This window comes from Micromonospora krabiensis, from assembly GCF_900091425.1.
Taxonomy (GTDB): domain Bacteria; phylum Actinomycetota; class Actinomycetes; order Mycobacteriales; family Micromonosporaceae; genus Micromonospora; species Micromonospora krabiensis.
This window is the reverse complement of sequence record NZ_LT598496.1, coordinates 5,799,182-5,820,254: the sequence shown is the minus strand read 5'-3', so window position 1 is coordinate 5,820,254 and position 21,073 is coordinate 5,799,182. Positions and strand designations below refer to the sequence as shown.

Sequence of the window (21,073 nt, the reverse complement as noted above, 5' to 3'; positions counted from 1 at the left end):
GTCACACCTCCCGGCCGGCGGATGCGGTCGAGCCCTTGGCGGCGGCGGAGAAGCCCCGCTCCCGCGCGTACTGCTCCAACAGCTTGCGCAGATTACGCCGACCGCGGTGCAGACGCGACATCACCGTGCCGATCGGCGTACCCATGATGTCGGCGACCTCCTTGTAGGAGAACCCCTCGACATCGGTCAGGTAGACCGCCAGGCGGAACTCCTCCGGCAACTGCTGGAGGGCCTCCTTGACGTCGCTGTCCGGCAGCCGGTCCAGCGCCTCCGTCTCAGCGGAACGCAACCCGCTGGAGGTGTGCGACTCCGCCTCGGCGAGCTGCCAGTCGGTGATCTCGTCGGTCGGCGCCTGCACCGGCTGGCGCTGCCGCCGCCGGTACGAGTTGATGTAGGTGTTGGTCAGGATCCGGTAGAGCCAGGCCTTCAGGTTGGTGCCCTGCTCGAACTGGTGGAACGCGGCGTACGCCTTCAGGTACGTCTCCTGGACCAGATCCTCGGCATCCGCCGGGTTGCGGGTCATCCGCAGCCCAGCAGCGTAGAGCTGATCGACGAAAGGCATCGCGTCCCGCTCGAATCGGGCCCTACGCTCGTCCGTCTTCTCGGTGGTCAACCGCACATCCCCTCGCGTCGGATGCTTCCCCGCCGAGGATACGCGTACGGACCTGCCCCCAGATTCACTTCCGGCCGGTGTGCTGGTGCTCACCGCGGCCGCCCCGCCGGGCTCCCCCGTCACGGGCCACTCGGGCGCGGCGAGCAGTTCACGCAACTGACGCGCGTCCTGGTCGTCCCGCTCCCGGCTCCGGATCTCCGTAGGCACCGGTCCCCCCTCCGCTGGAAAAAGCCGTCCGGGGGTAGTAACGCCCGAGGCGCTCCGGAACATTCCGGCCGCCGTGCGCTCCTGACCGCCCCTTTCCTGGCCCCGGCGTCGGCGAAACCGGCGCTGGGACCAGGAAGGGCCTGGGAGGATGGTTCCGCCGCCCGAACCGGGCCGCCGGCACCAACCGATGCAACGACCCGGCGCGTCCGCCGGAAACGGGCCGCCGGCGCGGCGCCGGGTCACGCGCCGACCCGCGCGGTTTCCCCATGGCGTACGGACGAGCGCCGCGCGTCACGCGGCCCCGAGCCCCCGCGTCACGCGGCCAGCCAGCCCCGGTCGCGCAGCCAGTCCCGCACCACGGCCGCCGTTCCGGACGGGTCCTTCCGCAGGTCGTGCACCTCCCCCGGCCGGGTCACCACGGTCACCTCCGAGCTCGGCGCGGGCATGCCGAAGGGGTCCCGGTCGCCGTTGACCACGAGGGTCGGCAGGCCCGTCCGCAGCTCGTCGGCGCGGGAGCGCTCCGGCCGGCCCGGTGGGTGCAGCGGGAAGGCGAGCGCGACGATCCCGGCCGCGCCGACCGCCCGCGCCGTGCGACAGGCCACCCGCGCACCGCTGGACCGCCCGCCGACGAGCAGCACGGACACGTCGGCGTGCCGCTCCCGCAGCGTCGCCAGCACCGCCGTCCACGCCTCGTCCAGGTGCCCGGCGGGCGCCGGCGCGCGGCGGCCGGCGACCCGGTAGGGCTGCGTCACCCGGATCACCGCGACACCGCCGGCGACCGCCGCGTCGCGGACCGCGAGCAGATCCGGTGCGTCGACGTCGCCGCCCGCCCCGTGACCGAGCACCAGCAGGGCGCTCGGCCGGCCGGGCGGCAGGTCCGTGTCGACACGGGCCGGGCCGCGCGGAGTGCTGATCTCGTCGCTGCTGGTCACCGGGCCATTCTCCATGATCCACACGCGTTCCGTGCGGTAGCGGCAGCCGGTGACCGGATACCGCTACCGCACAGAAATGGAGTCGATCAAGGGGCCAGAGGCCAGCGCGGGTCGGATCAGCTGAGCGGGACGAGGGTCAGCAGACGGTCGCGCACCGGCGGGCCGGCCTCGTCGGCGGCGTCCGGGTCGGGCTGCACCTCGCCGCGCCAGGCGACCAGCATGGCGCGCCGTTCGCGGGGCGTGGTGCCGCCCCAGACGCCGTGGCAGTCACCGACCTCAAGCGCCCAGGCGAGGCAGGAGCCCTGCACCTCGCAGCTGCGGCAGAGCGAGACCGCGGCGTCGGCGGGCTCGTTCGGCGCCGGAAAGAACGTTTCCGGATCGACATTCTGGCAGGTGCCTCTGGTCCGCCACGCCTCGTCCTGACGCCGCTCGCGCAGTGCGCGGAGCAGTCGTGGATCTCGTCGTGCGGCGGCCACCTCATGCGGACGGGGCATGCGCGCCCGGGTCATCCACCCACCTCCCCCGTGGGACCGGCAAGATCGATGGGTGTCGTCCGCCCCCTGCGGATCGACACTCACCACCGGCGCTGTGTTCTATCGCACTTATGGGCACCGTCACAAGGGCCTGCCGCGAAGATGGCCGAACGGCTAAGCGACGTTTCGCCAGCAAATCTGGCAAATCAGCCCGCGCCAATGTGCGGAGCGTGATCAGAAGAGCGTCAATTCCTCCGGCGCGGGCGACCCGGCGTCACCACGACGGGCGGCGGCGGGCAGCGGCACCCGCTCGATCAGCCGTGGGCCGTCGTTGCGGACGTCGCCGACCGCCGGGCCCACCGGCCGGACCTCCAGCCCCGAGAGCCAGTCGGCCGCGGGCGGGACGAGCAACGCCTGCGGGTCGTCGTCGGCCGGCGCCAGCCAGGGCGCCCAGCGTTCGCGGGGCAGCAGAACGGGCATCCGGTCGTGCACCTCGGCCAGCTCCCCCACGGCGGCGGTGGTGAGCACGCTGAAGGTGAGCCGCTCCTCGTCGCCCGATCCCCAGACGGACCAGATACCGGCGAAGGCGAGCACCGAGCCGTCGCGTGGGGTCATGTAGTAGGCCTGCCGGCCGCCGGCCCACCGGACCCACTCGTACCAGCCGTCGGCGGGCACCAGGCAGCGGCGGCGGGCGAAGGCTCCTGCGTACGCCCGGCTGGTGGCGACCGTCTCGGCACGCGCGTTGATCATCCGCGCGGCGGCGGACGGGGTGCGGGACCAGTGCGGGAGGAAACCCCAGCGGCCGGCGGCCAGGACGCGGTGGCCCTCGGCGGACAGCCGGACCACCGGGACCGGGTCGGTCGGCGCGACGTTGTGGTCGGGGCCGAGTCGCCCGTCCGTCTCGTCGTACGCCTCGAAGATCGCGCTCAGATCTCCCGCGCTCCGGGTCGTCGCGTACCTGCCGCACACACCGGACACGCTAACGCGCCGTGCGGTCACCCGCTGTCCCGCCAACCGGGAGTCGGGCCGGCGGTCGACGCCGCACACGCCGGGACACGGCAGAATGTAACTGTGGGAAACCTGACCGCGACCCGGCCGCTCCAGCCGTGGACCGCACCGACCGCCACCGACCCGGTCGCGGTCACGCTGCGCCTGCCCGGCTCCAAGTCGCTGACCGCCCGAGCGTTGGTGCTCAGCGCCCTGGCCAGCGGCCCGTCGACGCTCGCCGGTCCGCTGCGGGCTCGCGACACCGAGCTGATGGCCGCCGGCCTGCGGGCGATGGGCGCCCACATGTCGATCAGCGACGACGACCGCTGGCTGGTCCGGCCGCACCGGCTCGTCGGCCCCGCGCACGTCGACGTCGGTCTCGCCGGCACGATCATGCGGTTCGTCCCCCCGGTGGCCGGTCTGGCCGACGGCCGGATCACCTTCGACGGCGACCCGCAGGCGCGCACGCGTCCACTCGGCCCGCTGATCGGCGCGCTGCGCTCGCTCGGGGTGCGGATCGACGTCGACGGCTCGGACAGCCTGCCGCTGACGGTGCACGGCGCCGGCCGGGTCTCCGGCGGGGAGGTCGTCATCGACGCGTCCGCCTCCAGCCAGCTGGTCTCCGGCCTGTTGTTGGCCGCGCCCCGCTTCGACCGCGGGGTCGTGGTCCGGCACGTCGGGCCGCCGGTCCCGTCCGCCCCGCACCTGCGGATGACCGTGCGGATGCTCCGGGCGGCGGGCGCCGCGGTCGACGACACCGTGCCCGACGTCTGGACGGTCGAGCCGGGGCCGCTGACCGGACGTGGCTGGGAGATCGAGCCGGACCTGTCCGGCGCGGTGCCGTTCTTCGCCGCGGCCCTGGTCACCGGCGGTGAGGTGACCGTCCAGGGTTGGCCGCACAGCAGCGCCCAGCCGGTGGAACGGTTCCGTGAGCTGTTGCAGCGCATGGGCGGCGAGGTGACGCTCTCCACCGAGGGGTTGACCGTGCGGGGCACCGGCGTGGTGCACGGGCTGGAGGCCGACCTCTCCGACGTGAGCGAGTTGACCCCCGCGCTGACCGCGCTGGCGATGCTGGCCGACTCGCCGTCCCGGTTCACCGGGGTCGCCCACATCCGGGGCCACGAGACCGATCGGATCGCCGCGCTGGCCCGCGAGTTCGCCGCGCTCGGCGCCGACCTCACCGAGTCCCGCGACGGGCTGGAGATCCGGCCGCGTCCGCTGCGCGGCGGGACCTTCCGGACGTACGCCGACCACCGGATGGCGCACGCCGCGGCGGTGGCCGGGCTCGCCGTGCCCGGCATCGAGCTCGACGACGTGGCGTGTACCTCGAAGACGATGCCCGAGTTCCCGGCACTATGGTCAGCGATGGTGACCGGTAAGAGCTGAGGCGACGGAGGACGGTCCTGGCGACCAAGCGGCGGGAGTACGACGAGGACGACGTACGGGTTCGGCCCGGTAGGTCCTCGCGCCCGCGTACGCGGACCCGGCCCCAGCACGCCGACGCGGTCGACGGGTTCGTGATCGCGGTCGACCGGGGGCGCTACACCTGCGTGGTCGGTGCGCTCGACGCCCCGACGGTGACCGCCATGCGCGCCCGGGAGCTGGGCCGCAAGTCGGTGGTGGTCGGCGACCGGGTGAGCCTGGTCGGGGACACCTCCGGGGCGGCGGGCGCGCTGGCCCGGATCGTCCGGATCGCCGAGCGGCGGTCGGTGTTGCGTCGCACGGCCGAGGACGACGCGACGACGGCCGAGGGCCGGCTGGAGCGGGTGGTGGTGGCCAACGCCGACCAGTTGGTGATCGTGAGCGCGCTGGCCGACCCGCCGCCGCGCACCGGGTTCATCGACCGGTGCCTGGTGGCCGCGTACGACGCGGACGTCGAGCCGCTGCTCTGCCTGACGAAGGCGGACCTGGCCGGGCCGGAGGCGGTGCTCGACTACTACGCCGAGCTGGAGCTGCCGTACGTGCTGATCCGCCCCGACTCGGAGCTGGACGCCCTGCGGGCGCTGCTCGCCGATCGGGTCTCGGTGCTCGTGGGCCACTCCGGGGTGGGCAAGTCGACGCTGGTCAACCGGCTGGTGCCGGACGCCGCCCGCGCGGTCGGCACGGTCAGCGCGATCGGCCGCGGCCGGCACACCTCGACGAGCGCGGTCGCGCTGCGCCTGCCGGCCGAGCCGGACCGGGACGGCGGCCGCCGGCGGTCCCGGGCCGACGTCGCCGAGGGCTGGATCATCGACACCCCGGGCGTCCGCAGCTTCGGGCTGGCGCACGTGTCGGCGGACAGTCTCCTGCACGGCTTCCCCGACCTGGTCGAGGGCACCGTGGACTGCCCGGCCAACTGCCCGCACACCGCCGACGAGCCGGACTGCGGGTTGGACGCCTGGGTGGCCGCCGGCAAGGCCGACCCGCGCCGGCTCGCCTCGTACCGCCGGCTGCTGGCCTCGCGTGCCGGCGACACCGACCAGCGCGACACCGACCAGCGCGGGCCCGGTGAGGACGACCGGCGCGGGCCTGACGAGTGACCGCCGTCGGCATCGGCTAGGTTCCGGGCATGACCGGGTACGCCGCCGACCTCGACCTCGCCCACCTGCTCGCCGACGCCGCCGACGCGGTGTCGACGGCCCGTTTCCGCGCTCTCGACCTGCGGGTGGAGGCCAAGCCCGACCTGACCCCGGTCTCCGACGCGGACACCGCGGTGGAGCGGGAGATCCGGGCGCTGCTGGCAACCCACCGCCCGGCCGACGGGCTGCTCGGCGAGGAGTACGGCGCGCAGCCGGCAACCCGGCCGGAGGGCCGCCGCTGGGTGATCGACCCGATCGACGGCACGAAGAACTTCGTCCGGGGCGTGCCGGTGTGGGCGACCCTGATCGCGCTTCTGGAGGGTGATCGGCCGGTGCTCGGCCTGGTCTCCGCGCCGGCGCTGGGCCGCCGCTGGTGGGCCGCGGAGGGCGCCGGGGCGTACGCCGGCCGGGACCGGGCCACCGGCGAGCCGATCCGGGTCTCCGGGGTGGGGCGGCTCGCCGACGCGAGCTTCTGCTACTCCTCCCTGACCGGCTGGGAGGACGCCGGCCGGCTGGACGCGGTGCTCGACCTGATGCGGGACTGCTGGCGCAGCCGGGCGTACGGGGATTTCTACGGTTACATGCTGCTCGCCGAGGGCGCACTCGACGTGATGGTGGAGCCGGAACTGTCGCTGTGGGACGTCGCCGCGCTGGTGCCGATCGTCGCCGAGGCCGGGGGCACGATCACCGATCTGTCCGGCGCTCCCGCCCTGGCCAGCGGCCCGGTGGGCGAGCACAGCGCCGTCGCGAGCAACGGCGCGCTGCACGCCGACATCCTGGCGCGGCTGGGTCCACCAGCCGCGCGCTGACCCCCGGCAACCTCTATCCTCGCGGGGTGGTCTCCTCCGGCTGGTGCTTCCTCGCGGCGATGATCATCGCGTACGGCATCGCCAACCTGCTCCAGTCGGTGGCCGCGGCCCGCACGACGGTGCACCACACCTTCGATCCCGGGCTGCTGCTGCGGCTCGCCGGCCACCGGACCTACCTGGTCGGGCTGGGCTGTCAGGTCGGCGGCTTCGTGCTGGCGTTCCTGGCCCGCCGCGACCTACCGCTGTTCCTGGTGCAGGCGAGCGTGGCGGCGGGGCTCGGGGTCACCGCGATCCTGGGCGTGATCGTGCTGAAGTGGCGGCTGCCGGTGGCCGAGGTGGTGCTGCTGGCGTTGCTCTTCGCCGGGATCAGCGCGCTGGTGCTGGCGGCCCGGCCGGCCCCGTCGCGGCAGCTCGGCCCGGCCGGGCTGGTCGCCCTGCTGGTAGTGCTCGTCGCCATCGCGGTGGCCGGTTTCTTCGCCGTCCGGCTGCACGGCGCGCCCGGTTCGGTGGCGCTCGGTTCGCTGGCCGGCCTGGCGTTCTCCGCCGCCGCGGTGGCCGCCCGGCCGCTGGCCTCCACGCCGTCGGCCGAGGTGTTCGTCCGCAACCCGCTGCTCTACCTGCTGGTCGCGCACTCGATCGTCGGGCAGTTGCTGCTCGGCCTGGCGATGCAGCGTGGTTCGACCACGGCGGCGGTGGCCGCGATGGACGCGGCCGGGGCGCTGCCCGCGGCGATCGTGGGCCTGCTGCTGCTCAACGACAAGATCTGGCCGGGCCGGGAGTGGCTGGCCGGGGTGGGTTTCCTGGTCACACTGGGCGCGGTGATCGGACTGACCCGGTACGCCGAACCGCAGCACCACCACGCGGCCGCGCCCGACCGCGGCCGGGCGATGGCGGGCGCCGGCCAGCCGCTCTGAGCGACCCGCGCACCCGGCCGGTCAGGCCTCGACGGGCTTGCGCCGGCCCACCACCCGCTCGTAGAGGCGCTCCAGCGCCCCGGCGGTCCGCTCCCACGTGTAGCTGCACCGCACCCGGTCCACCGCCGCGTGCCCGTACGCGAACCGCCCGGCGTTGTCGGCGAGCAGCCGGCGCAGCGTCACCCCCAGGGTGCGGACGTCGCCCGGCGGCACCAGTCGGCCGGTGACCTCGTCCACGACCGCGTCGGCGATCCCGCCCATCGCGTAGCCGACCACCGGAACGCCGCAGGCCATCGCCTCCAGTGACACCCGGCCGGCCGACGAGTAGTGCGGGGTGCAGGCGACCACGTCCGCGGACCGGTACCAGGTCGCCATCTGGTCGTGCGGCACGGCGCCCACCAGGCGTACCTGCTCGGCGACGCCGTGGCGCTCGGCAAGCTCGCGCAGCCGGCGAGCCTCGGCGTGGGTGGCGAGCTCCTCGACGGGCGGCCCGCCCGCGATCACCAGCTCGGCGTCGCCGACCAGGCGCATCGCGCGGATCAGGTCCTCCTGGCCGTGCCCCGCCGCGAGACCGCCGACGGAGAGGATGCGGGCCCGCTGGTCCCGTGGCGCCGCCTCACCGTCCGGGTGGAACTGCTCGGTGTCCACCCCGGTAGGCACCATCGCCACCGACGTGCGTTGCAGGCCCATCCGGGTGAGTTCGTCGACCTCGTCGTTGCACTGGGCGACGGCGATGTCCACCGCCCGGGTCAACGCCCGCTCCAGCGGGATCCGCTGGCCCGGGCCGTCGTACTCGCGGCCGAGGTGGCGCAGCTGCTCGACGCCGAGCGAGTGGAACGTCTGCACGACCGGGATGTCGGTCTCCCGCACGGCGTGCGCGGCGGCGAGCCCACCGACCCAGTAGTGCCCGTGCACGACGTCCGGCTGCCACTCGCCCGTCCAGCGGTCGGTCAGCCACGCGCCGAACTCGGGCACGAGCGGTACGAGGTCGGCGGTGGGCAGCGGGGCGGCGGGCCCGATGGGGACGCGCTCCACCCGATAGCCGTCGAGGTCCACCGTGGCGGGCGACGCCGGGTCGTCCCGGCGTTCGTAGACCCGCACGTCGTGGCCCCGTCCGGCCAGCTCGGCAGCGACCCGTGCGATGTGGTGGTGGGTGCCGACGGTGGGGCCGTCGGACGTCCGAAACGGGTCAGCGTGCGCGCAGACGAGACCGACGCGCATGGGTCACCTCCATGCGATCTTCAGCGGTGGTCCTCCCGGTCAGAGGGTCCCATTAACCAGGGGCTCGTAAGCCGAAACCTGGCAGATCAGGAAGAGCCCGGCAGGTGCCTCAGACACTTGCGCCACGGCAATCACCACCAGGCGCTCGTGTGACCGCCCGGTTGATCACATTGCGTGGCGATCCCCGGCGTCTCGGCGGCATGAGGCGGCCCGACCGGGGGTACCGGCGAAGAATGCCTCTCACCCGCAGCCTCGACGACGCCACCGTGGTGATCACCGGCGCCTCCAGCGGGATCGGCACGGCCACCGCGTACGCGCTGGCCCGGCGTGGTGCGGCCGTCGTGCTGGCCGCCCGGAGCGAGTCCGCCCTGACCTCGGTGGCGCAGCGTTGCCGGGAGCTGGGCGGCCGGGCGCTGGTCGTGCCGACCGACGTGACCGACGCCGACTCCGTGCAGCGCCTCGCCGACCGGGCGGCCGCCGAGTTCGGCCGGATCGACGGCTGGATCAACAACGCGGCGGTGAGCGCCGTCGGGCTCTTCGACGAGATCCCGGTGGCCGAGTTCCGTCGCGTGCTGGAGGTGAACCTGCTCGGCGCGGTGCACGGCATCCGGGCCGCGCTGCCCCACCTCGGCGCCGCCGGTGGCGGGGTGGTGATCAACAACGCCTCGGTCCTCGCCGAGGTGGCGATGCCGTACCAGTCGGCGTACAACGCGACCAAGCACGGCATCCGCGGGCTCGCCGACACCGTGCGGCAGGAGCTGCGGGTCACCGGCCGCGGCAACATCTCGATCTGCACGGTCCTGCCGGCCACCATCGACACCCCGTTCTTCCGGCACGCGGCGAACCACACCGGCCGGGAACTCGTCCCACCGCCCCCGATCTACCCGCCGGAGAAGGTGGCGGCGACCATCGTGCGGCTGCTGCGCCGTCCGCGCCGCGAGGCGTACGCGGGAGGCGCGGCACGGCTCATCGGCCTCCAGTGGCGGCTGGCGCCGACGCTCGCCGAACGCACCCTCGGCTGGTACACGCACCGGACCCAGTTCGGGCCGGGCGCCCGGGCGGACACCAGCGGCAACGTGTTCCGAGCGGACGCGGAGGGCCGGCGCGACGGCGGATGGCAGGGTCGTCGCCGGCAACTGGTGCGGATGACCGCCGCGTTCGGTCTCGCCGCCGCCGGCACGGCGGTCGGCACGATGGCGGCGCGGACCCGCCGGGCCAGGGCGGGTCGCTGATGGGCCGGACCGAGCGGACGGATGCCCGGGCGGCGACCGGCAGGCACCATGAGACGATCCTGCGGACGGACCTGCGCTGCCTGGTCGAGGCGGACGAGTCGGGTCCGGTCGTCCGGGTCACCGGCGTGCTCGACCGGTCCGGCACGGCCGCCGTGCGCGACGCGCTGCTCGACGTGCTCTGCGCCCGGCCCGGCCCGGTGGTGGCCGACCTGACCGGCCTGCGGATCGCCGACCCGGCCGCCCGCGCGGTCTTCGCCGACGTCGACCGTGAGGTCGCCGACTGGCCGGCGGCCGGCCTGCTGCTGTCCGATCCGGGTGCCACCGCCGGTGACCCGGCGCTGGGCCGGACGCCCGTCTGGCCGAGCCTGGACGGCGCGTTGGCCGCGCTCGCGGAGTCGCCGATGGCCGCCGTGCTCAACGCCGAGCTCGCCCCGGTGCTGGGGGCCGCCCGGGAGGCCCGGGAGCTGGTCGCCGACGGGTGTCGACGGTGGGGCCTGCCGGCCCTCGCCGAGCCGGGCACCATCGCGGTCACCGAGATGGTCAACAACGTGGTGGCGCACGCCCGCACGCCGATGACCGTGCGGCTCGCTCCGGACGGCGACCAGCTGCACCTGGCGGTGCGGGACCGTTCGACGCGGCAACCGGCGTTCGCCGGGCTCGCCCCGCCGACGTCGACCGGCGGCCGGGGTCTCCTGTTGATCGACACGGTGGCCCGGCGGTGGGGCAGTACCCCGGTCCCGGACGGCAAGGTCGTGTGGTGCGTTCTCGACCCCGCCGACCAGCCGCCGGCCTGATCGCCGGAGGCGATGGCGGCGCCTGACCGTTTGATGGCCTCTTGCGGCTTTCGTCAGCCCCGGCCAGGGCATGATCGACGGATCGAGTGGGTAGAGATCCGTCATGCGCGACGACGAGTACCCGACCCCCGTGTCCGACCCCGAGGCCGACGGCCTGCCGGGGACCGCCGACGACGACTCGACCGCGAACGACGACGTGCTGACCGGTCGCGAGGCGGACGGCCCGGACCCCGCCCAGCTGCCGGCGGACCGGACACCGCTCGCCGTCGACCGGTTCGGGACCACCGCCGACGAACAGCTCGACGGTGAGTCGCTCGACTACAAGCTCCAGCGGGAGCGCTTCGAGCGGCCGGTGGACGACCCGCTGGCCGGGCCGGTCGACCCGGCCATCGCCGCCGAGGCGGACAGCCGGGAGATGGCGGCGCAGGCCCAGCTCGACGCCGACGTGATCGACCCGGGCCCGACCTCGGACCCCGACTCGCCGGTCTCGCTCTACGACCACGGCCAGCTCGGCACGGTCGCGGACGCCACCGTCGGCCGGATCGTCGAACCGGACGAGGGCGCGCACACCGACCAGGAGACCGACAACGTGGCGTACGACGCGGGCTCCGCCGGCGGCGGCGCGAGCGCCGAGGAGCTGGCGATCCACGAGACCCAGCCGCCGCACTCCGTCTGACCGCGGCCCGGCGACTCAGTCGTCCAGGCCCCGTTCGATCGCGTACCGGGTCAGCTCGACCCGGTTGTGCAGCTGCAGCTTGCCCAGCGTGTTCTGGACGTGGTTCTGCACCGTACGGTGCGACAGCCCGAGCCGCTGGGCGATCTGCTTGTACGACATCCCCTTGGCGACCAGCCGGAGCACCTCGGTCTCCCGGTCGGTGAGCCGAGGCGCGGCACCGCCGTCCGGCGCGCCACCCGGGCCGTCGGGCCCGTCGGGCGGCGGGTCGGCCGCCAGCCGGCGGTACTCACCCAGGACCAGGCCGGCGAGGCCCGGAGTGAAGACCGGCTCTCCGGCCGCCGTGCGGCGCACCGCGTCCAAGAACTCGCTCGGCGCGGCCGACTTGACCAGGTAGCCGGTGGCGCCCGCCTTGACCGCGTCCAGGACGCTCTGCTGCTCGCCGCTGGCCGACAGCATCAGCACCCGCACCTGCGGCAGCGCGGCGCGCAGGCCCTGGATCACGTCCACGCCGGAGACGTCCGGCAGTTGGAGGTCCAGCACCACCACGTCGGGTCGGGCGGCGGCCGCCACGCGGACCGCCTGCCGGCCCTCGCCGGTGGTGGCCACGACCAGGTGGCCGGCCTCGGTCAGGTCCCGGGCCACGCCCTCACGCCACATCGGGTGGTCGTCGACGACCATGACCCGCACCGGGCCGGGCGGCTGCCGCTCGTTCACCGCTCCGCCCTCGGCACGGTCAGTTCCACCTCGGTCCCGGCGCCGGGCGTCGAGACGATCCGGGCCTCGCCGCCCAGGTTGGCGATCCGCCCCCGGATCGACTGGGCCACCCCGAGCCGGCCCTGGGCCGCCGCCTCGTCGAGCCGGCCGTCCGGGATGCCCGGCCCCTCGTCGCGTACGGACACGGTCACCGTCGTCCCCTCGTCCTCGATCAGCACCCAGGCACGGCCGCCGCCGTGCCGTTCGACGTTGTCCAGCGCCGCCGTGGTGGCCGCGGCCAACTCCCGGGCGACCTGCCCGGGCAGGGGCACCGGCGTGGCCGGCGCGGAGACCGAGACCGTCGCGGCGGCGTGGCGGCCGAGCAGGGCACGCAGGTCGACCGGGCCGTCGTCGCCGGGCGCGGGTGGACCGGCCCCGGCGATCAGGGCCCGCAACGCCGCCTCCTGCTCACCCGCCAGCCGGGCCAGCTCTCCCGCCTCCCCCGGCAGGTGGGCGCCGCGCCGCTGCACCATGGCGAGCACCTGGAGGACCGAGTCGTGGATGTCCCGGGCCAGGCGCTCCCGCTCCCGGGTCGCCGCCTCCAACTCCACGGCACGGTGCAGCCGTTCCTCGGCGGTCACCGCCAACCGGGCGACGTGCCCGACCACCACCCCGGCCAGCAGGATGAGGATGACCCCGGTCAGCGACGACTGGCTGATCCGCTCCCGGGTCGCGAGGTCGGCGCCGCCGATCAGCAGAGCGGCGACCGTGCCCCGTCGCCGCCCCCCGGAGACCGCCCAGGCGAGCACCGGGCCGGCGAGCCAGGCCACCGCGAGGGTGGGCACCCCGGCGTGCAGGGCCGCCCGGCCGATCACCCACGGCGTCGCGAGCATGATCGCCAGGACCACCCCGAGGTCGGCCAGGAGCAGGGGCCACGCGCGCCAGGCCGGGCGCGCGTAGCCGAAGGCGGTCACCCCGGTCCAGACGGCCATGGCCAGGACCAGGCCCGCGGCGGCGAGCGGGTGGGCGTAGCGGTCGGCGTCGCGCACGGCCAGCACGCAGACGTACGCGAGGGAGGCCAACCGGAACACCGCGATGGCCCGCCAGAGCGGCACCTCGAACCCACCCGGCGACGACGGCATGGGCGCCACGATGCCACAGGACGTCACGAGCGCAGGGGCCGGCCGATGCGGGTCGGAAAACCCTGACGTACGGTGGAAATGCCGCGAAGTTACTCCACGATCCGCTGTCCGGACGGGCCCATGACGAACGCCGATCCCGACCCACCGCGTACGGTTGTGCCCATAGAACCGTCTCTCCTCATCGCCGACGCCTTCGACCAGGCCCAGGTGACCGAGCTGCGTCACTCGGTCACCTCCTGCGCGCACGCGGCCGGGCTCCGCGGCGAGCGCCTCGACGACTTCGTGCTCGCGGTCAACGAGCTGATCACCAACGCGGTTCGGCACGGTGGCGGACAGGGCTCCCTGCGGCTGTGGCGGCAGGGCGACGAGCTGGTCTGCGAGGTCGCCGACCACGGGCACGGCATCAGCGCCGAGCGGCTGGGCGACCGCAGCCGCCCCGAGCCGGCGACCGTCGGCGGGTGGGGGCTCTGGCTGGCCCGGCAGCTCAGCGACACCATGGCGGTCGAGAGCGGCGACACGGGCACCCTCGTCCGGATCACCGCCGTCGTCGCCGCCCCCGTCGCCCAAGCCGACTGACGCGGCCGCTCAGCCGAAGAGGGCGCTGACCGACTCGCCGTTGTGGATCCGCCGCATCGCCTCGGCCAGCGCGGGCGCCACGGAGAGCACCTTCAGCTTGGGCACCCGCTTCTCCACCGGGATCGGCACCGTGTTGGTGCAGACGATCTCCAGCACACCCTCCTGCTCGCCGAGCCGCCGCAGCGCTCCGCCGGAGAAGAGACCGTGGGTGCAGGCCAGGCGGATCGACCGGACGTTCCGCCCCCGCAAGTGGTCCATCAGCTCGATCACCGTGCTGCCCTTGGCGATCTCGTCGTCCAGCACGATCACGTCCCGGCCGTCCACGTCACCGATCACCGCGCTGATCGTGACCTTGTCGTCGCTGAACCGCTGCTTCGCGCCGGCGGCCACCGGCGTGCCGAGCATCCGGGCGAAGGCCGCCGCCTCCTTGGCGTTGCCGAGGTCGGGCGAGACGACGACACTGTCGGCGAGGTCGTAGCGCTTGAAGTGGGTGGCCAGCTCACGCAGCGCGTGCAGGTGGTCGACCGGCACGCTGAAGAAGCCGTGCACCTGCGGCGAGTGTAGCGTCATGGCCAGCACGCGATCCGCGCCGGCCGAGGTGAGCAGGTCGGCGACCAGCCGCCCACCGATCGAGATGCGGGGTGCGTCCTTCTTGTCCGACCGGGCGTACGCGTAGTGCGGTAGCACCACGGTGATCCGGCCGGCGGAGGCGCCACGGGCGGCGTCGATCATGAGCAGCAGCTCGACCAGGTGCTCCTGCACCGGCGGCACCAGGGGCTGGATCAGGAAGACGTCCCGCTCCCGGCAGTTCGCCTGGAGCTGCACTTCCAGGCAGTCGTTCGCGAACCGGGACACCCGTACCGGGTGCAGCGGCACGCCCAACTGGGTGCAGATCTCGGCGGCGAGTTCGGGATGGGCGGTTCCGCTGAAGACGGCGATGTCACGCACGTTCGCACATCGTACGGCCGATCTCTCGCCGGGCGGGGCGGCGGCAGCGGTCGGCACGGCGGCGTGGCTTTGGGTACGGTGCTGCCGTGACCGGAGAGTACGTCGCCGCCATCGATCAGGGCACCACCTCCTCGCGGTGCATCGTCTTCGACCGGGCCGGGGACGTCGTCTCCGTGGCGCAGCGCGAACACCGGCAGATCTTTCCCCGCCCCGGGTGGGTGGAGCACGACGCCGAGGAGATCTGGGCCAACGTCGAGCAGGTGGTGCGCGAGGCGCTGGACGCCGCCGGCGCCGACCCGTCCGGGCTGGCCGCGGTGGGCATCACCAACCAGCGGGAGACGACGCTCGTCTGGGACCGGGCGACCGGCCGACCGGTGGCCAACGCGATCGTCTGGCAGGACACCCGGACCGGGCCGCAGCTGCGCGCGCTCGACGAGACGCACGGCGAGGAGTGGTTCCGGGCCCGCACCGGCCTTCCGCTGGCCACCTACTTCGCCGGCCCCAAACTCCGCTGGCTGCTGGAGCACACCGACGGTCTGCGGGCGCGCGCCGAGGCCGGTGAGGTGCTGTTCGGCACCATGGACAGTTGGCTGATCTGGAAGCTGACCGGCCGGCACGTCACCGACGTGACCAACGCCAGCCGCACCATGCTGATGGACCTGACCACCCTGGACTGGGACGCCGACCTGCTCGACGCGATGGGCGTACCAGCCGCGATGCTGCCGGAGATCCGCGGCTCCGCCGAGGTCTACGGCACGGCCACCGGCGTGCTCGCCGGGGTGCCCGTGGCCGGCGCGCTCGGCGACCAGCAGGCCGCCCTGTTCGGGCAGACCTGCTTCCAGCCCGGCGAGGCCAAGTGCACCTACGGCACGGGCAGCTTCCTGCTGCTCAACACCGGGGCCAGCCCGGTCACGTCCGCACACGGCCTGCTCACCACCGTGGCCTACCGGATCGCCGGACAGCCCGCCGCGTACGCGCTGGAGGGCGCCATCGCGGTGACCGGCTCGCTGGTGCAGTGGCTGCGGGACAACCTCGGTCTGATCTCCACCGCGCCCGAGGTCGAAGATCTCGCCCGCACCGTCGACGACAACGGCGGCTGCTACGTCGTCCCGGCCTTCTCCGGGCTGTTCGCGCCGCACTGGCGCAGCGACGCCCGCGGGGTGATCGCCGGGCTCACCGGGTACATCACCAAGGGTCACCTGGCCCGGGCCGTGCTGGAGGCGTCGGCCTGGCAGACCCGGGAGGTGGTCGACGCGATGAACGCCGACTCCGACGTGGCGCTGCGCCGGTTGCGGGTCGACGGCGGCATGACCGCCAACACGCTGCTGATGCAGTTCCTCGCCGACGTGCTCGACGTGCCGGTCGTCCGCCCCCGGATCACCGAGACGACCTGCCTCGGCGCCGCGTACGCGGCCGGGCTGGCGGTCGGCTACTGGCCGGACCTGGCCACGCTTCGGGCGCACTGGCGCTCCGACGCCGAGTGGACCCCGGCGATGGACCCGGCACACCGCGAGCGGGAGCTGCGCAACTGGCGCAAGGCGGTGCAGCGCACCCTCGACTGGGTGGAGTGAGCCGCCCGCCACCGGGTGTGGGAGCCCGCCTATCGGGTAGGCGCGGCTACTGCTCCGGCGGCCCCTCGCCGGGAGAAGGAGGCTCGGATGTCGCGCATGGGCCAGGCACCGTCCCGGGACGGCGAGTTCGAATTCTGGCGCAACCACTCCCAGATCTCGCTCCAGCCGGTCGCGGCGCCCTCGATCCTCGGCCTGTTCGGCTTCGCCGCCGCCACCTTCGTCGTGGCGACGAACCTGGCCGGCTGGTACGGCACCCCGGACACGCAGACCTTCCTGTTCCCGTTCGCCGCGTTCACCGGCGGCCTCGCGCAGTTCCTCGCCGGGATGTGGGCCTACCGGGCCCGCGACGGCCTGGCCACCGCCATGCACGGGATCTGGGGTGCCTTCTGGCTGGCGTACGGGGTGCTCTTCCTGCTCGTCGCGGTGGGGGTGCTCACCCCACCGACCCCGTTCGTGGCGCTCGGCTACTGGTTCATCGCGCTCGCCGCGATCACCTGGTCCGGCGCGCTGGCCGCGCTCGCCGAGAACCTCAGCCTCGCCGTCACCCTGATCGCGCTCGCCGCCGGCGCCACCTGCCAGGCGATCGGCCAACTCGCCGACGTCTCCGGCTGGCGGACCGTGGGCGCGTGGTTCTTCGTCATCTCGGCCGTGGTGGCCTGGTACACGGCCACGGCGATGCTGCTGGAGTCCGCGTACCGGCGGGTCGTCCTGCCGATGGGCCGGCGCGAGGCGCCGGACCGGCCGGGCAGCCAGCCCCGGCACGTCATCCAGTTCGTGGCCGGCGAGCCGGGCATCAAGGTCGGGCAGTGACCCGCCGGATCAGCGCCCGCGCCCCGGGAGAGCGCGGGCACCACCCCGCCGTCACTCCCAGCGCAGGCCCGTGAGCGTCTCGTAGACGTCGACGTAGCGGGCACGGGTCGCCTCGACCACGTCGGCCGGCATCTCCGGCGCCGGGGCCTGCTTGTTCCAGCCGCTGTTGGTGGCCCAGTCCCGCACGTACTGCTTGTCGTAGGAGAACTGGACCCGCCCCGGCTGGTACGACCGGGCCGGCCAGAACCGGGAGGAGTCGGAGGTCAGAAGCTCGTCGCCGAGGACCAGGGTGCCGTCCGGCGCCCAACCCAGCTCAATCTTGGTGTCGGCGACCAGGATGCCCCGGTCCGCCGCGATCTCGGCGCCGCGACGGTAGACGTCGAGGGTGATCTGGCGCAGCCGCTCGGCGGTCGCCTCACCGACCTTGTCCACCACATCGGCGTACGTGATCGGCTCGTCGTGCTCACCGAACGGCGCCTTGGTCGACGGGGTGAAGATCGGCTCGGGCAGGATCGACGCCTCCACCAGGCCACGCGGCAACGGGACGCCGGAGACCGAGCCGGTCCGCTCGTACTCCCGCAGGCCGCCACCGGTGAGGTAGCCGCGCGCGACACACTCGACCGGGAGCATCTCCAGCCGTCGGACCCGGATCGCCCGGCCGGCGTACTCCGCCGGCACGTCGGTCGCCGAGATGACATGGTTCGGCACCAGGTCCGAGAGCTGCTCGAACCACCACAGCGACAGCGCGGTGAGCAGGCGGCCCTTGTCCGGGACCGGCGTCGGGATCGCGACGTCGTAGATCGAGATGCGGTCGGAGGCGACCAGGATCAGGTCGTCGCCGTCGGCGTAGACGTCCCGAACCTTGCCCGAGTGCAGAAGTTCCACGCGGCCTAGTAGACCATGTGTCCTGCGTACGCCGGCCAGGGGTGGCCGGGCGTATCGACGGGTCCGCGCACGGTGGGCGGCGAGTGGCCGGACGGACGTTGACACTTCCGGGCGGTGCCTGCGTGAATGGGCCGGCCATCCCCTTCGTCACCCCTCAGGAGCCCCGCGTGCCCGCTGCCCGAGCGTCGCTTTCCGGCCCCGGCGCCGACCCGGGCCGACGCCGGCTGCTGGCCGCGCTGCTGGGGGCGCCGGTGCTGGCCACCGGCGGCGGGCTCAGCGGGTGCAGCGGCGGTCCCGCGGCCACCCCGGAGGACGACGGGCCGGTGACGTTGTCGGTCTTCTGGTGGGGCAACGCCAAGCGGGCCGAGCTGACCGAACGGGCCCTGCGCCTCTACACCGAGCGCAACCCGCGGGTCGGCTTCCGGGTCACCTGGCAGGGCGCCGACGGCTACTATGACCGGCTGGCCACCCAGGCCACCGGCGGGAACGTGCCCGACATCGTCCAGGTCGACGACACGGTCCTCACCGAGTACGCCCAGCGCGAGATCCTCCTCGACCTCAGCGCCCACGTCGCCGACCACCGGCTGGACCTGCGCAACCTGCCCGACGGGCTGGCCCGCTACGGCCAGGTGGACGGCCGGACGGTCGGCGTCGCGGCGGGGCAGACGGCGGCGGCGGTGGTCTTCAACCGGACCGTGCTGCGCCAACTGGACCTGCCCGAGCCGCACACCGGCATGACCTGGGCCGAGTACGTCGCCTGGGCCGAGCGGGTCACCACGGCCAGCCGGGGCCGCGTCGCCGGCACCACGGACCCGTCCGGCGACTACCGGGCGCTGTGGCTGTGGCTGCGCGGCCAGGGTGGCGAGCTCTACCGGGGCCGGAAACTGGGCTTCACCGTCGAGGACCTGGTGAACTGGTTCGAGCTGTGGCAGCGGGCCCGGGCCGGGCGGGCCACCCCCGGCGCCGCCCTGGTCGAGCAGGCGGACAGCGGGGAGCCGGCCCGGCAGCTGGTGGTCTCGGGGCTGACCGCCGCCTCGTTCGCCTGGTCGCACCAGCTCCCCGAGCTGCAACGCCTCACGAAGGCCGACCTGGGTGTGGCGGGCTTCCCCGGCTCCACCGGCGCGCAGTGGGCGCGGGCGTCGATGTACTGGTCGGTCTTCCGCGGCTGCCGGCACCCGAACGTGGCGGTCGACGTCCTCAACTTCCTCACCGGCAACGGCGCGGCCGGCGCCGTGCTCGGGTACGAGCGGGGGCTCAGTCCGAGCCAGGCCGTACGCCGAGCGGTGGACGGCGACGTCACCGATCCCGCGCAGCGACGCGTAGCCGCCCTCGGCGACACCCTCGGACTGGCCGTCGGGCCGGCTCCGGCGCCGCCCCCGAAGGGGCACACCCGGGTCCGCTCCCTGCTCGTCGCGGCCGCAGAGAGCGTCCGGTCGGGCGGGGTCCGCCCCCGCCCGGCGGCGACCCGGTTCCTCGCCCAGGCCGACGGCGCGCTGAACGCCTGACGCGCGAAGCGCCGGACCGCCCCGAAGCGGGTCAGCGCGGCGGGCCGCCCCGGCGATTGCGCATCAGGCGCAGCAACAGGAGCACGATCACCACGACCACCACGAGGCAGCACAGCAGGCCGATGACCCCGAAGCCGCCGCGTGAGCGACGCCGGGCGGCCTCCACCACCAGCTCGCCCGTCCCGCTCGCCGCCCACGCCGCCACCGGCACGTACAGCGCGAGCACGACCCCACCGAGGACCGCGCCGAGCCGGCCCCACCACTTACCGAAAGAAGACATGCCCACATCCTCGCCGAGATGCGCAACATCGGCAGCGCACCGTCGGGGACACGCGGGCCCGGTCACGTGCCGCGTCCGCGTTCCCCACAGCCACGGTGGAGGCGGTCCGGGCGGTGCCCGGGGACGCCGTCACCGGCAGGGCGGGGAGTCGAAGTCCGCCTCGTCGGCGCGGGTCAGCGCGAACTCGACCGTCGGCGTACCGGACCCGGCGACGACCGCGCCGTCCGACCCGAGGTTGGTGAACGACGTCCGGATGGTGAGCCGGTCGCGGTCCCAGTCGCCGTCGAACTCGTTCAGGCGCTGACCCGCCGATTCCGTGTCCGGGCGGGTGTGCAGGCGGAAGCGGGTGCCGAGGTAGGTGACCGGGTCGCCCCAGACCTCGTACCGCTCGACCTGCCCCGCCCGGCAGACCTTCAACACGCCGAAGAGATCCGGGCAGTCGCCGCAGCGGTCGGTCGCGCTGGGCTCGTCGTCGTCCAGGCGCAGGACGACCGGACGGTCGTCACCCGGGCCGTACGGCACCACGCCCTGCCAGTAGCCGGTCAGCGCCGGCTTGCCGGGCAGCGCGAGCGCCCACGGGTTCGCCGCCCAGTGGAGGCCGTAGACGACGCCGGCGCCGAGCACGATCAGCGCCGCGAGCAGGGCGAAGAAGCGGACGTTGCGGGGCTTGCGACGTGGTCGCGGAAGGGCCATCGGACTCTCCTCGGATCGCCCACACCGTACGCGCCACGATCAACCGCGCGCCGCCCCGGAAACCGAAGAACCCGGGCCGGTTTCCCGGGCCCGGGTTCTTCTCTCTCGTAGCGGGGACAGGATTTGAACCTGCGACCTCTGGGTTATGAGCCCAGCGAGCTACCGAGCTGCTCCACCCCGCGTCGGTTCCTTAACTCTACCCCATCCCCGGCGACGATGATCGCGGGGCCTCCGATTCGGCGGCGACCGGCGCCAGGGCGGGTGGGAGGGCCCGGAGCCGGGGGCACACACCGGCACCGACGGCGCCCGCGCCCAGGCCGGGCACGGGCACGGGCACGGGCACGGGCACGGGCACGCGAAGGGTCCACAGTGGCGGCGCCATCGATGGCGAAGGGCCCGCCCCCTGCACTGGGGAACGGGCCCTCACCTGGTGTTTCTCTCGTAGCGGGGACAGGATTTGAACCTGCGACCTCTGGGTTATGAGCCCAGCGAGCTACCGAGCTGCTCCACCCCGCGTCGGTCCGTCAACCGTAGCGCACCGACCCGGGGCACCG

The 21,073-nt window shown here is 74.1% G+C and carries 21 protein-coding genes, 2 tRNA genes and 1 pseudogene; 11 read left to right on the top strand and 13 right to left on the bottom strand.

Going from position 1 to position 21,073, the window contains the following annotated elements; genetic code table 11:
* Position 1: 1 nt before the first annotated feature.
* From GA0070620_RS26765 to GA0070620_RS26750, 4 genes are all read right to left on the bottom strand, one after another.
* On the bottom strand, positions 2–820 hold the full coding sequence (locus tag GA0070620_RS26765; RefSeq protein WP_091595369.1) for a sigma-70 family RNA polymerase sigma factor: 819 nt from the start codon (positions 818–820) through the stop codon (positions 2–4).
* Positions 821–1,134: 314 nt separating this feature from the next.
* A complete protein-coding gene (locus tag GA0070620_RS26760) occupies positions 1,135–1,767 on the bottom strand; it encodes an alpha/beta hydrolase family protein (RefSeq protein ID WP_172836506.1) in 633 nt (210 codons plus the stop codon).
* A gap of 101 nt (positions 1,768–1,868) precedes the next feature.
* The gene (locus tag GA0070620_RS26755; protein ID WP_091595365.1) at positions 1,869–2,261 is read right to left on the bottom strand and encodes a WhiB family transcriptional regulator; all 393 of its coding nucleotides are present in this window, start codon (positions 2,259–2,261) and stop codon (positions 1,869–1,871) included.
* Positions 2,262–2,459: 198 nt separating this feature from the next.
* Complete coding sequence (locus GA0070620_RS26750) at positions 2,460–3,194, bottom strand: SOS response-associated peptidase (protein ID WP_091595363.1); 735 nt, start codon at positions 3,192–3,194, stop codon at positions 2,460–2,462.
* Positions 3,195–3,296: 102 nt separating this feature from the next.
* Here GA0070620_RS26750 and aroA point away from each other — a divergent pair, with 102 nt between their 5' ends.
* The 4 genes and pseudogenes from aroA (at position 3,297) to GA0070620_RS26730 (ending at position 7,557) form a co-directional block, all read left to right on the top strand.
* Positions 3,297–4,598 (top strand): 3-phosphoshikimate 1-carboxyvinyltransferase, encoded by a 1,302-nt coding sequence (aroA, locus tag GA0070620_RS26745; protein WP_091595361.1) that lies wholly within the window; start codon positions 3,297–3,299, stop codon positions 4,596–4,598.
* 131 nt (positions 4,599–4,729) lie between these two features.
* The gene (gene rsgA / locus GA0070620_RS26740) at positions 4,730–5,731 is read left to right on the top strand and encodes a ribosome small subunit-dependent GTPase A (protein WP_231921983.1); all 1,002 of its coding nucleotides are present in this window, start codon (positions 4,730–4,732) and stop codon (positions 5,729–5,731) included.
* 29 nt (positions 5,732–5,760) lie between these two features.
* Positions 5,761–6,579, top strand: a complete 819-nt coding sequence (gene hisN, locus GA0070620_RS26735) for a histidinol-phosphatase (protein ID WP_091595357.1) — start codon at positions 5,761–5,763, stop codon at positions 6,577–6,579.
* Positions 6,580–6,638: 59 nt separating this feature from the next.
* Positions 6,639–7,557, top strand: a pseudogene (locus tag GA0070620_RS26730) (hypothetical protein).
* Here the strand turns inward: GA0070620_RS26730 and GA0070620_RS26725 are convergent.
* Entirely contained in the window at positions 7,515–8,714 is a 1,200-nt protein-coding gene (locus GA0070620_RS26725; RefSeq protein ID WP_091595353.1) for a glycosyltransferase, read from the bottom strand. The pseudogene GA0070620_RS26730 and the gene GA0070620_RS26725 overlap by 43 nt on opposite strands.
* Positions 8,715–8,947: 233 nt before the next feature.
* Here GA0070620_RS26725 and GA0070620_RS26720 point away from each other — a divergent pair, with 233 nt between their 5' ends.
* The 3 genes from GA0070620_RS26720 (at position 8,948) to GA0070620_RS26710 (ending at position 11,416) form a co-directional block, all read left to right on the top strand.
* A complete protein-coding gene (locus tag GA0070620_RS26720) occupies positions 8,948–9,946 on the top strand; it encodes an SDR family oxidoreductase (RefSeq protein ID WP_091595351.1) in 999 nt (332 codons plus the stop codon).
* Positions 9,946–10,740, top strand: coding sequence for an ATP-binding protein (locus GA0070620_RS26715; protein ID WP_091595350.1), 795 nt, complete (start codon positions 9,946–9,948; stop codon positions 10,738–10,740). Before GA0070620_RS26720 ends, GA0070620_RS26715 begins: the two co-directional genes overlap by 1 nt.
* Before the next feature lie 103 nt (positions 10,741–10,843).
* Positions 10,844–11,416: a DUF5709 domain-containing protein gene (locus tag GA0070620_RS26710; protein WP_091595349.1), complete on the top strand. Its 573-nt coding sequence runs from the start codon at positions 10,844–10,846 to the stop codon at positions 11,414–11,416.
* A gap of 15 nt (positions 11,417–11,431) precedes the next feature.
* On the opposite strand, the gene GA0070620_RS26705 is transcribed toward GA0070620_RS26710, so the two are convergent.
* Both GA0070620_RS26705 and macS read right to left on the bottom strand, forming a co-directional pair.
* Complete coding sequence (locus tag GA0070620_RS26705; protein WP_091599411.1) at positions 11,432–12,094, bottom strand: response regulator; 663 nt, start codon at positions 12,092–12,094, stop codon at positions 11,432–11,434.
* A gap of 32 nt (positions 12,095–12,126) precedes the next feature.
* Positions 12,127–13,251, bottom strand: a complete 1,125-nt coding sequence (gene macS, locus GA0070620_RS26700) for a MacS family sensor histidine kinase (RefSeq protein ID WP_091595347.1) — start codon at positions 13,249–13,251, stop codon at positions 12,127–12,129.
* Positions 13,252–13,371: 120 nt separating this feature from the next.
* On the opposite strand from macS, the gene GA0070620_RS26695 reads away from it, so the two are divergent.
* Entirely contained in the window at positions 13,372–13,827 is a 456-nt protein-coding gene (locus GA0070620_RS26695) for an ATP-binding protein (RefSeq protein WP_091595345.1), read from the top strand.
* Between the two features lie 9 nt (positions 13,828–13,836).
* On the opposite strand, the gene GA0070620_RS26690 is transcribed toward GA0070620_RS26695, so the two are convergent.
* Positions 13,837–14,775: a ribose-phosphate diphosphokinase gene (locus GA0070620_RS26690; RefSeq protein WP_091595343.1), complete on the bottom strand. Its 939-nt coding sequence runs from the start codon at positions 14,773–14,775 to the stop codon at positions 13,837–13,839.
* A gap of 86 nt (positions 14,776–14,861) precedes the next feature.
* Between GA0070620_RS26690 and glpK the strand changes: the two genes are divergently transcribed.
* Both glpK and GA0070620_RS26680 read left to right on the top strand, forming a co-directional pair.
* On the top strand, positions 14,862–16,346 hold the full coding sequence (gene glpK / locus GA0070620_RS26685) for a glycerol kinase GlpK (RefSeq protein ID WP_091595341.1): 1,485 nt from the start codon (positions 14,862–14,864) through the stop codon (positions 16,344–16,346).
* A gap of 87 nt (positions 16,347–16,433) precedes the next feature.
* The gene (locus GA0070620_RS26680) at positions 16,434–17,156 is read left to right on the top strand and encodes an acetate uptake transporter family protein (RefSeq protein ID WP_091595338.1); all 723 of its coding nucleotides are present in this window, start codon (positions 16,434–16,436) and stop codon (positions 17,154–17,156) included.
* 51 nt (positions 17,157–17,207) lie between these two features.
* Here the strand turns inward: GA0070620_RS26680 and GA0070620_RS26675 are convergent, their stop codons facing one another.
* The gene (locus tag GA0070620_RS26675; RefSeq protein WP_091595336.1) at positions 17,208–18,041 is read right to left on the bottom strand and encodes a phosphoribosylaminoimidazolesuccinocarboxamide synthase; all 834 of its coding nucleotides are present in this window, start codon (positions 18,039–18,041) and stop codon (positions 17,208–17,210) included.
* A gap of 167 nt (positions 18,042–18,208) precedes the next feature.
* Here GA0070620_RS26675 and GA0070620_RS26670 point away from each other — a divergent pair, with 167 nt between their 5' ends.
* A complete protein-coding gene (locus GA0070620_RS26670; RefSeq protein WP_091599409.1) occupies positions 18,209–19,546 on the top strand; it encodes an ABC transporter substrate-binding protein in 1,338 nt (445 codons plus the stop codon).
* A gap of 31 nt (positions 19,547–19,577) precedes the next feature.
* Here the strand turns inward: GA0070620_RS26670 and GA0070620_RS26665 are convergent, their stop codons facing one another.
* The 4 genes from GA0070620_RS26665 to GA0070620_RS26650 all read right to left on the bottom strand — a co-directional run bounded on the left by GA0070620_RS26665 (position 19,578) and on the right by GA0070620_RS26650 (position 21,035).
* Positions 19,578–19,826, bottom strand: a complete 249-nt coding sequence (locus tag GA0070620_RS26665) for a hypothetical protein (protein ID WP_091595334.1) — start codon at positions 19,824–19,826, stop codon at positions 19,578–19,580.
* A 129-nt stretch (positions 19,827–19,955) separates the two neighbouring features.
* Complete coding sequence (locus GA0070620_RS26660) at positions 19,956–20,519, bottom strand: hypothetical protein (protein ID WP_091595332.1); 564 nt, start codon at positions 20,517–20,519, stop codon at positions 19,956–19,958.
* A gap of 108 nt (positions 20,520–20,627) precedes the next feature.
* Positions 20,628–20,701, bottom strand: a tRNA-Met gene (locus tag GA0070620_RS26655).
* A gap of 260 nt (positions 20,702–20,961) precedes the next feature.
* Positions 20,962–21,035 (bottom strand) — tRNA-Met (locus GA0070620_RS26650).
* Positions 21,036–21,073 lie beyond the last annotated feature (38 nt).